The 13066-nt window shown below is 58.2% G+C and carries 12 protein-coding genes; 7 read left to right on the top strand and 5 right to left on the bottom strand.

Annotation, left to right across the window (positions count from 1 at the left end):
• Positions 1-51 precede the first annotated feature (51 nt).
• Genes ACEWMW_RS09905 through rsmD form a run of 3 tightly spaced genes read left to right on the top strand, consistent with a single transcriptional unit; the run spans position 52 to position 2548 of the window.
• Positions 52-1212, top strand: coding sequence for an aromatic ring-hydroxylating oxygenase subunit alpha (locus ACEWMW_RS09905; RefSeq protein ID WP_409413771.1), 1161 nt, complete (start codon positions 52-54; stop codon positions 1210-1212).
• A gap of 17 nt (positions 1213-1229) precedes the next feature.
• Positions 1230-2006, top strand: coding sequence for a pseudouridine synthase (locus tag ACEWMW_RS09900; RefSeq protein ID WP_409413770.1), 777 nt, complete (start codon positions 1230-1232; stop codon positions 2004-2006).
• Positions 2003-2548 (top strand): 16S rRNA (guanine(966)-N(2))-methyltransferase RsmD, encoded by a 546-nt coding sequence (rsmD, locus tag ACEWMW_RS09895; protein WP_409413769.1) that lies wholly within the window; start codon positions 2003-2005, stop codon positions 2546-2548. Before ACEWMW_RS09900 ends, rsmD begins: the two co-directional genes overlap by 4 nt.
• A gap of 97 nt (positions 2549-2645) precedes the next feature.
• On the opposite strand, the gene ACEWMW_RS09890 is transcribed toward rsmD, so the two are convergent.
• Positions 2646-2936, bottom strand: a complete 291-nt coding sequence (locus ACEWMW_RS09890) for a hypothetical protein (protein ID WP_409413768.1) — start codon at positions 2934-2936, stop codon at positions 2646-2648.
• A 133-nt stretch (positions 2937-3069) separates the two neighbouring features.
• Here ACEWMW_RS09890 and ACEWMW_RS09885 point away from each other — a divergent pair, with 133 nt between their 5' ends.
• Positions 3070-5379 (top strand): ATP-dependent helicase, encoded by a 2310-nt coding sequence (locus ACEWMW_RS09885; protein WP_409413767.1) that lies wholly within the window; start codon positions 3070-3072, stop codon positions 5377-5379.
• 60 nt (positions 5380-5439) lie between these two features.
• Positions 5440-6561, top strand: a complete 1122-nt coding sequence (locus ACEWMW_RS09880; protein ID WP_409413766.1) for a pyridoxal phosphate-dependent aminotransferase — start codon at positions 5440-5442, stop codon at positions 6559-6561.
• Between the two features lie 37 nt (positions 6562-6598).
• Here the strand turns inward: ACEWMW_RS09880 and ACEWMW_RS09875 are convergent, their stop codons facing one another.
• The 3 genes from ACEWMW_RS09875 to ACEWMW_RS09865 form a co-directional block, all read right to left on the bottom strand.
• The gene (locus ACEWMW_RS09875) at positions 6599-7276 is read right to left on the bottom strand and encodes an O-methyltransferase (RefSeq protein WP_409413765.1); all 678 of its coding nucleotides are present in this window, start codon (positions 7274-7276) and stop codon (positions 6599-6601) included.
• A 27-nt stretch (positions 7277-7303) separates the two neighbouring features.
• Positions 7304-8698, bottom strand: a complete 1395-nt coding sequence (locus ACEWMW_RS09870; protein ID WP_409413764.1) for a DEAD/DEAH box helicase — start codon at positions 8696-8698, stop codon at positions 7304-7306.
• 138 nt (positions 8699-8836) lie between these two features.
• The gene (locus ACEWMW_RS09865) at positions 8837-9427 is read right to left on the bottom strand and encodes a hypothetical protein (protein ID WP_409413763.1); all 591 of its coding nucleotides are present in this window, start codon (positions 9425-9427) and stop codon (positions 8837-8839) included.
• A gap of 145 nt (positions 9428-9572) precedes the next feature.
• On the opposite strand from ACEWMW_RS09865, the gene ACEWMW_RS09860 reads away from it, so the two are divergent.
• Positions 9573-11021: an FAD-binding oxidoreductase gene (locus tag ACEWMW_RS09860; RefSeq protein WP_409413762.1), complete on the top strand. Its 1449-nt coding sequence runs from the start codon at positions 9573-9575 to the stop codon at positions 11019-11021.
• 77 nt (positions 11022-11098) lie between these two features.
• Complete coding sequence (locus tag ACEWMW_RS09855) at positions 11099-11881, top strand: SapC family protein (RefSeq protein ID WP_409413761.1); 783 nt, start codon at positions 11099-11101, stop codon at positions 11879-11881.
• Positions 11882-12049: 168 nt separating this feature from the next.
• Here ACEWMW_RS09855 and ACEWMW_RS09850 read toward each other — a convergent pair whose 3' ends face one another.
• Positions 12050-12976, bottom strand: a complete 927-nt coding sequence (locus tag ACEWMW_RS09850) for an N-formylglutamate amidohydrolase (protein WP_409413760.1) — start codon at positions 12974-12976, stop codon at positions 12050-12052.
• Positions 12977-13066: the final 90 nt, after the last annotated feature.

Here is a 13066-nt window from a genome sequence, read left to right as displayed (position 1 = left end):
TGCGCCATTTTTTGCGACACTAGCGTCCGGAGAGAAGAAGGAACAGCCGCCATGAGTGCTGTCGACACAACCTATCCCGCACGCCGCCCAACAGACGGCATGCTGGCGTTGGCGAAGGATATCGAAGCCAATCACAAACGCGACGCCGCCGAGCAATCGACGGTGCCCGCCCACGTCTATACCGATCCTGAATATTGGGAGCGAGAAAAGGCTGCAATCTATGATTGTCTACCGCAGATCTTGTGCCCATCTGCGCTTCTTCCGGATGCCGGAATGGCCTTGCCGCATGATGCCACCGGCCGCCCGCTGCTGATCACTCGCGATGCCCAGGGCTTAGTTCACGTCTTTCTCAATGTGTGCCGCCACCGGGGAACCCGGCTGGTAGAGGGCGTGGAGGTCTGCGCGGCCAAGAAGCTCGTCTGCCCCTATCATGCATGGACCTATTCAGTGGATGGCAGACTGCTCGCCCTGCCCCGCCCCGATACGTTTCCCGATCTAGACAAGGCAGATAACGGGTTGATCGAACTGCCATCGATCGAGACCGGCGGCCTGATCTGGTTCTGCCCAAAGGAAAATCCGGACTTCTCTTACGCCGAAAAGTTGGGCGAGGATTTCGATGCGCTTGGCATGGGCGAACAGCACTTTTATCGCCGCAAGCTTCACAAGGTGAAAGGCAATTGGAAGCTGATCATGGATGCTTTCCTCGAAAGCTATCATGTCACCCGCCTCCATGCGCAGACAATCGGCCCGTTCTTCAAGGACGGGGTGACTAGCGGAGACATGATCGGACCCCATTCACGCGCGGCCGTCGGGCGGCTTGAGGAAATGGAGAGTGTGGACCTCACCGATATGGCGCAGCTGCGCCGCGTCGTGACGTTCGCCTACCAGCTCCTGCCCGGCGCACTGATCATCCCCAGCCCGGATTACATCAACGTGATGGTGATGATGCCGCAGGCGCATGATCTGACGCTGGTCGAGGATTTCATGTTGATCCCCGAGCTTCCGAAGACCGAGAAAGCGCGCGACCACTGGGAACGCAGCTGGGCTTTGCTCGATGGCGGTGTTTTCGCCAGCGAGGATTTCCGTGCAGCGGAGCTAGGCCAGCAGGGACTTTCCACCGGTGCAGTACCCGAGTTGACGCTCGGCACCATGGAAGGCGGCATCCGTCGCTATCACGAAACGGTCGAAGAGGCGTTGCGCGCAGCGAATTGACCGCCTAGGCGCGGCGCATGTCAAAGACACCGCGCGCAGCTGACCGTCCTGAAGGGGATCGCATCGCCAAACTGCTGGCGCGTGCTGGCGTTGCCAGCCGCCGCGAAATCGAGCGGATGATTGCCGAGAAGCGGATCACCCTGGATGGCAACATTGTCGAAACGCCAGCCACGTTCCTGACATCGCTCAATGGCATCAGCGTGGATGGCAAGCCCGTCGGAAAGGCCGAAGCAGCGCGCCTGTTTCGCTTCTACAAGCCTTCGGGTCTGCTCACCGCGGAACGGGACCACACTGGCCGCGCGACTATCTATGACGCCTTGCGGAACGCGTTGCCCAAAGGCACTCCGCGCATGATGCCAGTTGGTCGGTTGGATCTTAACACCGAAGGCCTCCTGCTCCTGACTAATGATGGCGAACTGAAGCGGCAGCTCGAGCTGCCATCATCAGGCATTCCGCGCACCTATCGCGCCCGTGCATTCGGCGACGTTTCGCAGGACCAACTCGAAGGCCTGATCGAGGGCATCGAAATTGACGGTATGCGCTACGACCGGATCGACGCGAACCTTGAACGCCGTACTGGCCGCAACCAGTGGATCGAGCTGACGCTGACCGAAGGCAAGAACCGCGAAGTGCGCCGTGTACTCGAACATATGGGCCTCAAGGTGAACCGGCTCATGCGTACCGCTTACGGTCCATTCTTGCTTGGCGACCTGCCGCGCGGAGCTGCGGAGGAGGTCCCGCAAAAGCAGGTCGAAAGCCTTCGTAAACAGCTACAGCGAGCCAAGGTCGGATGAGGATCATCGCCGGGGAATGGCGCGGGCGAAAGCTGGTGGCACCCAAGGGTGAGACAACTCGCCCCACTGCCGACCGGACGCGCGAAACGCTTTTCAACATGCTGGCCTCTCGGCTGGGCAGCTTCGATGAATTGTCGGTTGTCGATTTGTTTGCGGGGTCTGGGGCATTAGGAGTCGAAGCGCTATCGCGCGGCGCGGCGCATTGCCTTTTCGTTGACGAGGATCCTGCGGCGACCAAAGCGATCGAAGCCAACGTCGACGCTCTAGATGCGCGAGCGAAGTCGACGATTGAACAGGGCTCGGTTATGCGGCTCGGCCCCGCCAGAACGACAAGCGACTTGTTCCTGATTGATCCGCCCTACCTCACCGGAGCCGGGTCAGTAGCACTCGACCGACTGCTGAGGTTGGGGTGGATCGGCGAAGCGAGTTGGATCGCGGTCGAGACCGCGCACAAAGAGATGGTTGATGTCAAAGGGCTGGAAGTCGACGCTGAACGGCGGGTCGGCAAAGCCAAACTCACGTTGCTTCGGCGTTCGAACTAGACCGACCAACAAAAAGGGCAGCGATGCCATGGCACCGCCGCCCCTCCAGGTCAGCGTTGGCGGCAATGCCGCTCGCGACCGGATTCACCAGGATCGCCTACTTATTGGCAGGGAGCGATCCCTCAATCTTGCTGGCAGGCTTGCCAGGCCAGTAGTTCAGCGGCGTGTTCCCCCACTTTAGGCCTGCTTCGCGTGGGTTGATGCAACCATCCTGCGCATCGCTGGTGCAGACTTCGTAGGTTTTCTCACCGATCTTTACCTTTGTCGCGTGACCTTTTGCATTGGTCTCAACAACTTCGGCCTTCGCCTCGCCGTGGTGATCTGCCAGAGCCGGTGCAGCAGTGAACGCGAGCGTGCCGGTAGCGGCTGCGATGATGAGCTTATTCATTGTTTAATCTCCGAATCTCGATCCGTCCTTGCCCTTTTCAACGGGCAAGACCTTTGCTGGTTCCGGATTGCCGAATAAGTTGGTGTGTACGCTTGCGCCAGGCCTCCGTGTTCCCTAACTGTTCACCTGCGACATGTCCTCATCAACAGACCACCCCGTGCCCGCCAAGCGCGACGATGCCCCGCCCTATGCGGCAAGGCTGAATCAGCCGCAGCGCGAGGCCGTGCTGACAACCGAAGGGCCAGTACTGATGCTGGCGGGCGCAGGCACGGGCAAGACGGCTGCGCTCACCTCGCGCCTTGCGCATCTCATCGCAACCCGCCGCGCATGGCCAAGCGAGATATTGTGCGTCACCTTCACCAACAAGGCGGCGCGCGAGATGCGCGAACGGGTAGGCCATCACATCGGCGATGCAGTCGAAGGCATGCCGTGGCTCGGTACTTTCCATTCGGTTTGCGCCAAGATGCTACGTCGCCATGCCGAGCTGGTTGGGTTGCAATCGAATTACACGATCATCGATCCGGACGACCAGTTGCGTCTGCTCAAGACCCTGATTCAGAACAATGACATCGACGACAAACGCTGGCCCGCCCGTCAGCTCGCCGGACTGATCGATCGTTGGAAGAACCGCGGGCTAAACCCGGGCAATCTCGATGCCGTTGAGAACGAGAGTTTCGCGAACGGCCAGGGACAGGCGATGTATCGCTTGTATCAGGATAGGTTGAAAGCGCTCAATGCCTGCGATTTCGGCGACCTGCTGCTGCACATGCTCAACATCTTTCGCAAAGAACGCGATGTGCTTGAGCAGTATCAGCAGCGCTTCAAGTATATCCTCGTTGACGAATACCAAGACACCAATGCGGTCCAATATCTGTGGCTGCGCCTGCTGGCACAGGAGCGCAAGAACATCTGCGTCGTAGGCGATGACGACCAGTCGATCTATTCTTGGCGAGGCGCGGAAGTCGCCAATATCCTGCGTTTCGAGAAGGATTTTCCCGGCGCAAAGGTTGTGAAGCTCGAGCAGAATTATCGCTCCACCCCGCAAATCCTCGCCGCCGCTTCGGGCCTGATCAATGCGAACAGCCAGCGGCTTGGGAAAACCTTGTGGACCGAGCTCGAGCATGGTGAGAAAGTGCGCGTCGTCGGTGTCTGGGATGGCCCGGAGGAAGCGCGACGCGTCGGCGAGGAGATCGAGCGACTGGAACGCGAAGGCGCGCCGCTCGACGAAGTAGCGATCCTTGTCCGCGCGCAGTACCAGACTCGCGAATTCGAGGACCGCTTCATCCAGATCGGGATTAACTACCGCATTATCGGCGGGTTCCGTTTCTACGAACGCGCGGAGATCCGCGATGCCCTCGCCTATCTGCGCGTGATTGCGCAGCCGCAGGACGATCTGGCATTCGAGCGCATTTATAACCAGCCCAAACGCGGCCTCGGTGCGAAGACGCTGGAGAAGATGTACAGTCACGCACGGCGCACCGGGCTACCGCTTACCGCTGCGTCTCTCGACCTGTGCGACAGCGATGAGATTCCGGCGCGCGCTAAGGCCTCGCTTGCGGGGCTCTTGCGACAGTTTGTCCATTGGCGCGAACAGGCTGAGCTGGTCACACCCGCCGAACTGCTCCGTATGGTCATCACCGAAAGCGGCTACGACGAAATGCTGCAGGCGGATCGATCGCCCGAAAGTGCCGGTCGGCTCGAGAACCTGTCCGAACTCGCGCGAGCGATGGAAGAATACCAAACGCTGGGCGACTTTCTCGAGCACGTCGCCCTGATCATGGACAATGATGCGCGCGACGACGGTGAGAAAGTCACCATCATGACGATGCACGCAGCGAAGGGTCTCGAGTTCAATCACGTTTTCTTGCCCGGCTGGGAAGAAGGCGTATTTCCATCGCAACGTTCACTCGACGAAGGCGGTCTCGCCAGCCTGGAGGAGGAGCGTCGGCTCGCCTATGTAGCAATTACGCGGGCAAGACGTCGGTGCACGATCCTGCATGCGGCTAATCGGCGCATCTATGGCCAATGGACCAGCTCGATACCCTCGCGCTTCATCGAGGAATTGCCCGAGGAAACGATTGAAAGCGAAACTACTCTGACCGGTGGAGCCTCGCTCTGGCGCGCGAACTGGAGCGAGCAGGATGATCCATTCGCCCATGTCTCGACCAGTCGGCCGGAGCGTTCTTCGGCGCGTGGCCCAGGTTGGCAGCGCGCCCTGGCTACCGGATACGATACGAAGCAAGTGCGTGTGAAGGAGCCGGGCCGCTCGGCAGCCAGCTATGCCGCCAAGGCCCGCTCTGATATCGCGTTGGGTGCGCGCGTTTTTCATGACAAGTTCGGCTATGGCACTGTAACCGAGCAGGACGGCAACAAGCTCGAAATCGAATTCGAAAAGGCCGGAACAAAGCGTGTGATCGACAGCTTTGTGAGCGTGGCCGACTAAGTCCCTCGACAGGAAGCCCCGATCGCCCCAAGATGCCGCAAGCGCTAATGGGGGGCGGTAATGCTTGATACTTCGCGAAGAAACTTCCTAGGCGGTAGCGCGGCGCTAGTCGCCGCAACGTCTTCGGCTCATTCGGCGATCGCGAAAGATGTCGAACGCGCCACCTTTTCTCCTTCACCCGAACTCGCATGGCTCGTGTGGAACGAGAATCCGTATGGACCTTCGCCTGCCGCGATCCGCGCCATAAGCGAAACGGCCTCCCAGGGAGCATATTACGCCGACGCAGTGGTGGATCGGATGGCCGAAATGATCGCGGAGCGACATGGGATTTCGCCCAAACAAGTCGTTATCGGAACGGGCTCGGGCGAACTGCTGCACGCCATCTCGCTTGCCTGGGGCCAGCGCGGCAAGATTGTATGCCCCTCATTGTTCTTCGGAGGTTCGGTCAAATATGCGGAGCGGCTCGGCGCAACGGCGGAACGCGTGCCACTCACCGAAGAAATGCAAATCGACCTCGTGGGCTTGGCTGCAGGCGTGGATGACGAGACGTCGATGGTTCAGATCTGCAACCCCGACAATCCGACTGGATTGATCCTCCCGCAAAGGGAGTTGCACGCCTTTGCGTTAGCGGTCGCAGGGAAAGCAACCGTGCTAGTAGATGAGGCTTATAATGAACTGACCGATGATCCGGATGGAAACTCGCTGGTTGGTCTTGTCCGCCAGGGCAGCGACGTCATCGTCACCCGGACGTTTTCCAAGATATACGGAATGGCCGGCTTGCGTGTTGGCTATGCGATGACGAGCGAAGAGAACGCTTCCCTAATCCGCCAGTCGCTCATGAACGCATCTAACAGCACTTCAGGCCTCGCTGCGGCGATCGCTTCCTACGAGGACGATTCGTTTCTCAACTACAGCCGCGCGAAGATCGTGGAGGCGCGCCAGATGATCGAAAGCGCTGTCGCGCAGGCCAGCCTCGTTGCACTGCCTTCCCAGACAAACTTCGTTTACGTGAAAGTGCCTGATGCCAACGCGGTTCGTGACGCGATGCGCCAGCATGGTATCGTGATCCGGGGCGCATATGATGGCTGGCCCCAATATTCGCGTGTCAGTTGCGGCAGGCTCGAAGATGTTCAGCGGTACGCTAGCGCCCTGCCCCGAGTTTTAGAGAACTTGTCCACGTAGATGCCCTCGCGGTTGGGTAGAGCACTCCAGAATCGGGCTACGCCGGTGCTCCTGGGCCGATCCAAAGAGCTCGCTGGACAAAGAATGCCGTTGGCGCAAAATCGGTGAGCTCACTGTACGGCAAGTCCGAGCGCCGCGCGAAATCGACTAATTTCTCCCTCGCTAACGCCACATTGCCAACGCCCAGATCCTGCTTGTCACTATTGTCGAGAAATATCACGCCTCCCTTTGCAAGGAGTTTCACCGCGATATCGACACATTCGTCTCGCCATTCCCCATCGACGATGACAAGATCAAAATTATCTTCCGCAGGTATTTCAAGGTATGCCTCGCGCGTCGGAGCGAAAATCAGCTCGACGTTGCTCAAACCAGCAAGATTGCGTTTGCCAACCTGATACCAGTGGCGGTTCGATTCAATGGCAACGACCCTCGCGGCGCGCTCAGCGTACCAAGCTGTCGACATGCCGGATCCGAATTCCAGCACTCGTGACCGCGAAGGATCGAGAATTCGCGCCAGAGCCTCACTCGCATCATAGGATATCCATGGCAGCTTGGGCCGATACCCGAATGCCAATCGCCCCATTCCACTCACGACAGCTCTCGGACCATTGTTGAGAAGTCGACTAAGCGAAACCGCTTCCCCAAGCTCGTCACGGTAGCGTGGCGTTGCCCTGCCCGTGCCGCGCCAGAATTTCTCGACAAGCTTAGGGATCATAGCAAAAGACCGTCAAACCGTGCCTGATCAGCGGGTGCCTATGTCCAGAAAACTTGGCTTTGGCCCATTCCACTCACCAGCGGCCACTGGCTCATCGTCCTGAACACGCTTTTTGCCGCGAGGATTACGCTTCTCGGCCTCTTCTGGCTTGGCCTTCTTTTCGTCGCGAGATTTTTGTTCGTCACGCGGCTTCTTCGCACGTGATTTCTTGGGCGCTTCTTTGGGCTCATCATCGTCGAGCTGCCGCGATCGCGAGCGCTTCGACTTCTCGTCACCTGCTGCCGGATCCACCAGCTCGACTCTGACATCTTTCTTTCCGAAGACAGGGATCTCATTCTTGGTAAGCTTCTCGATATTCTCGATCGCCTCGGCATCTTCCTTCGCTACGAAAGTGAAGGCACGGCCCTTGGCCCCCGCCCTACCCGTACGGCCAATCCGGTGAACATAATCATCCGGGTGCCACGGCGTATCGAAGTTAAAGACATGGCTCACGCCCTTGATGTCCAGCCCGCGCGCGGCGACGTCTGATGCCACCAGGATATTGATATCACCCGACTTGAAGCGGTCGAGCTCCTTAATCCGAGAGGCCTGATCGATATCACCATGGATCTCGCCGCTGGAAAATCCAGAGCGCTGGAGATGCTTGTTCAACTCGCGAACGGTCGTTTTGCGATTGGAGAATACTATCGCGGTTTCGACGTGATCATTGCGCAGCAGCCATTCGAGCGTTTCGCGCTTCTTGCGGCTCTCTACTTTCACTTTAAAGGCGGTAATATCCTTGTTCGTGCTGGCCGCGCGGCTGACTTCAATCCGCTTGGGATTGTCCATGAACTTCTTCGCCAGCTTCTCGATTGGCGGCGGCATAGTTGCCGAAAATAGCATCGTCTGGCGCGATTCGGGCAGTTTCGAACAAATGAATTCAATATCCGGGATAAAACCCATGTCGAGCATGCGGTCCGCTTCGTCGATAACCAGCAGTTCGCAGCCGCTAAGCAAGATCTTGCCCCGTTCGAACAGGTCCATCAGCCGTCCGGGCGTAGCAATCAAAACGTCAACACCCTCGTTGAGAGCCTTGAGCTGGTCACCCATCTGAACACCGCCGATGAGAAGCGTCATCTTGAGGTCGTGATTGATGCCATACTTCTCGAAATTCTCTGCAACCTGCGCTGCAAGTTCCCGCGTTGGCTCCAGAATCAGCGAACGCGGCATTAGCGCGCGGCGGCGTCCGCTGGCCATGATGTCAATCATCGGGAGGACGAAGCCCGCAGTCTTACCCGTGCCTGTCTGCGCGATCCCGATGATATCTTTCATCATCAGGACAGCGGGGATTGCCTCAGCCTGGATATCGGTTGGCTCAGTGTAGCCGGCAGCATCGACTGCCTTCAGCAATTGCGGAGATAGGCCGAGGTCGGCAAAAGTCATGGGCAGCGTGATGTCCGAGTGTTGTGGCTGCACCTGCCCTTATGCAGCAAGTGGATCAGCGGTGTACCTTGCGCGCCCTTTGCCGCTGACAAGCAAAAAGTCAAGAAATCAGGCGCAACAAGGCCGATTGGGAGCGGTTTATTCGGATTTCTCTGAAACCAGTTGCCGCAAGCGATCAATTTCGCAGTTCGCACCCGATCTGGACAACAACTTATCACGCTTGCGACACAGTTTGCCATCCTTGTTTCGCTCTACGTAGAATCCGGAATAGAAATCACGTGCGCGGCAGGATTTTTCAAGCTTGGCACTCACAAGTCGCCGATCACGCAGATAGAGCAGCAAGCGATCGTCGCGCGTCGTTTGTACGGCGGCAATGTTCGATACCTTCAGGCAATCGTCCATCCGCTTTTCGATCAATTGCGGCGGGCTCGAACGCTCTGCTGGTTGCAGATCGGCCGTGAGGCTTTGGCGAGGCACCGAACTGCGCGGCGCAATCCGCACAACAACGCGCTGTTCGATGCGAACCTGGAATGCATCGCGGCTGCGATAAGGGGCGTCGAACGTGACCCATTGCGGAGCTAATCCCGGTTCAACGGCAGGGTGAGCAGGCTTTACGCTATGAGAAACGGTCGCCTGACCATCGACGTTTCCCTCTTGTCCAGGATCGGCGAGAGCCGCCATCGAAAGCGACAGCGCAAGCGGCGCAACCAAGGCGGCCTTCTTGTTCATGGCTGTCGTCTGCACTCCTTGTTCCGGATTTGCGACCGGATCGAGACCGCGCTGTAGCGGAAATCCTTGAATGACGGCTTAATCTGCTGAATCAATGTGGCAAGTGCTAGCGCAATTTGTGGCAGTTGTGCCATAGGATCCCACCATGACCGCTTCTGCAGAATTTCTTGCCCAAATAGAGACGTTCCTCGGGCCGCGTGGCTTCACAAAGGATCCAGATCTTATGGATCCATGGTTAACCGATTGGCGCGGAAGGTTCAGCGGCAAGGCGGCGGCCATGATCTCTCCCACGTCTACCCCGGAGGTTTCAGAGGTCGTCAAGCTTTGCGCCAAGCACGGCGTCGCGATTGTCCCGCAGGGCGGAAATAGCGGCATGTGCGGCGGAGCGACTCCTGACGAGTCCGGCGACGCAGTGATTATCTCACTCAGACGCATGAACTCGGTACGCTCGTTTGATGTCGAGGCCCGCCAAATCGTGTGCGATGCCGGTGTTGTGCTGCAAACCCTTCACGAGACTGTTGAAGCCGAAAGACTGCGCTTCCCTCTGACTCTTGGCGGCAAAGGCTCGGCGACTATCGGCGGACTGATCTCCACAAATGCCGGAGGCACCCAGGTGCTTCGGCACGGCGTTATGCGCGATCAGGTCTTGGGGGTAGAAGCCGTACTCGCCGACGGAAGTGTCTTTGATGGGTTGACTGTCCTCAAGAAAGATAACCGGGGGTTTGATCTCAAGCAGATGCTGATCGGATCGGAAGGAACCTTGGGCATTGTGACCGGAGCCACTCTGAGACTTCTGCCTGAAACCGGGACGCGGACAGTTGCCTGGGCCGGTGTCGAAAGTATCGCGATGGCGCGCCAGTTGCTGCTTCTGTTCCAGCGACGCGCTGAACAGTTCCTCGAAGGTTTTGAGGTCATTCCTGCTCACAGCCTTGCGGCAGTCTTGGAACATGTTCCCAGCACAAGGTCGCCGCTCGCGGACACCCACAATTGGAACGCCCTGATCGAGTTGGTCGGCTCACCCGATCAATCCGATATTTTGCCTGAGCTTGCGCAAGAACTCCTGACCGAGGCGATTGGAAGCGGCCTCGCCCAAGATGCGACTGTCGCCTCCAATGAGAGTCAGGCCGAGGCGTTCTGGTTATTGCGCGACGAAATCGCCTCAGCCGAGCGGGCTATCGGGCCGGCCATGCAGCATGACATTTCGGTTCCCGTCGAACGCATGGCCGACTTCGTGGAGTATGCCGTGCCCGCCGTGCGAGAGCGTTTTCCTGACACCACGCCCATCGCATTTGGCCACCTTGGTGACGGGAACGTGCATTTTCATGTGCTCGCACCAGCAGGGGCCACACGGGGAGAGTGGGAGGATAGCCAGGGTAAGACAATCAGCGCTTATGTTCACGATCTCGTCACCCAATGGGAGGGGTCAATCAGCGCCGAGCATGGTATCGGCCAGATGAAGCGCGACGAACTCGGCCGTTTGGGCGATCCGGTCGCAAATGCGATGCTGCGCGGCGTAAAACAGGCACTCGATCCCCAAGGCATACTCAACCCCGGAAAACTTGTGCCGCTTGCGCGACACGGCCAAGCACACTAAAGCGCGCGCTTCACGCGTGGCGCAGCACTGCGCACCCGCGGACCAACATTTCAGAAATCCCTTTTCGGAGACCACCCATGGCCAGCGCGCCTCAACCCACCCTACCCTTGTTTTACAAAGACTTGATGCCGCTGAACAAGCGCGATCATGCTGGCTGGAAAAGCCGCACCCTTGAAGGCGCCGAGTTCCTGAAGGGCCAGCACGCGATTCCACTGACCGTTGACGAATTCGTCGAGTGCCAGCGCGATTTTCCCATCGTTTTCTCTTCCGGCGAGAATTCGCTGCCGATCGCACTGCTGGGCCTCAATGAAGGTGTGAACACTTTCGTGAACGATGAAGGCAAGATCACCGATCCAGTTTACATGCCAGCCTACGTTCGTCGTTATCCGTTCATGCTCGCGAAACTGCAGCAGGATTCTGAAGAGCTCTCGCTATGTTTCGACCCAACGTATGAAGTTCTGGGACAATTCGACGATGGCACCGACCTTTTCACTGCCGAAGGCGAGCCTTCCGATCACACGAAGGGTGTACTGCAGTTCTGCGAGAAGTTCGAAGAATCGGGCCAGCGCACTCGTGTTTTCATGGAAGAGCTCAGCAAAGCTGACATCCTGATGGATGGTGAAATTGCCATCACGCAAAACGATCAACCTGAAAAACCCTTTGTTTATCGTGGTTTCCGCATGGTCGACGAGAACAAGCTGCGTGAACTGCCAACCGAAAAAATCGAAGAGTGGAACAAGAATGGATTGCTGATGCTGATCCACTCCCACCTCTTCTCGCTCAACCTCATGCGAGTGATCTTCGGACGTCAGGTTCAGCAAGGCACCGCACCCAAGGCTGCCGAGCAAGCCGCGAACTGAAGTTCACAGGGCCCCCATGCTAGGTGGGGGCCTTGAATTTCCGGAATTTGCGTCCTAGTTTGATGAGGTTCGGACTGCGCTACCCTCATGGCGTAATCTGGACAGGTGCACTTCGTGCACCTCCTCCCTGAACCTTGGCCACCTCGTGCGAAAGCACGGGGTGGTTTTTTATTCAGCTGCCATTGGAATTTGCTGTGCGCCGCCCATCTGCGTGACCTCTTCGGCCAGCGTACGAACCAGCCCGGAGAGTAGCTTTACGATTGAAGCCATTCGTGCAGTTGGCTCGGACAGCTGTCTGTCGAGGTAGAGGCTGCGACAAATCTCGATTTGGAGCGCGTGTATTCCCCTTGCCGGCATGCCGTGCCGATCCAGCACATATCCTCCGGAATAGGGCCTATTGTGCGCCACCAGGCGGTTCTCAGTCGAAAAATATGAAAGCGCCCGCGAAGACAACATCGGATCGCTGCTCGCACCAAACCGGTCCCCTACCACGAATTCTGCTCCTGCTTCTCCTGCGCGGCGATTGCCCAGGGGGGGCATTGAGTGAATATCGAGGAGCAGTGCTGCCCCCCAACGATCACGTAGGTGCGCCAGTTGCTGTGCCAAGGCACGGTGGTATGGTCGATGAATCGTCTCGATCCGCTCGTCGAGCTCGGTTTGCGATATGCGTGCACGCCAGATCTCTCCAACTATTGGTAGCCGGCGCGGTATCAGCCCCAATCCGCTTCGCGAGCGCCGGTTCGCCGCAGATGGCGTCGCTTTGGCAGGCGCGCCTTCGATGATCATGTGCCAGTCAACATCCTGGTCGGACCGGTTGAGATCGATCATGGCTCGCGGCGTATGCGCAATGAGCAAACTTGCAGACGTCGCATGTGCAACGGCCTTCGCCACCTGGTCCACGTGGCGATCTTCTAATCGGAGAGCCGAATATTCCGGCTGGCGCATGTTTTCGAGCAGGCCAGGCGAATATGATCTGCCGCCATGCGGCGCCGCAATAAGAATCGGTACACCGGGGGCTTCAGGCACCTCCAGCGAGAATGGCGAAACACCATTCCTGTAAATCGAATCGCCACTTATATCGCCCTTCGCGCTCATGCTCCTTTGCTGGCGGTGAACCGAAGCCGTGTCAAAAACTTCGTAGATTGTTCCATTTCAGAGCATTCTCGCCCTTCGCCAAAGATTTCT

It is taken from the genome of Litorerythrobacter xanthomarinus (assembly GCF_046254955.1).
In the GTDB taxonomy this organism is placed as follows: domain Bacteria; phylum Pseudomonadota; class Alphaproteobacteria; order Sphingomonadales; family Sphingomonadaceae; genus Qipengyuania_C.
The sequence above is the reverse complement of the archived record's forward strand: the minus strand, read 5'-3'. Positions and strand labels throughout refer to the sequence as shown.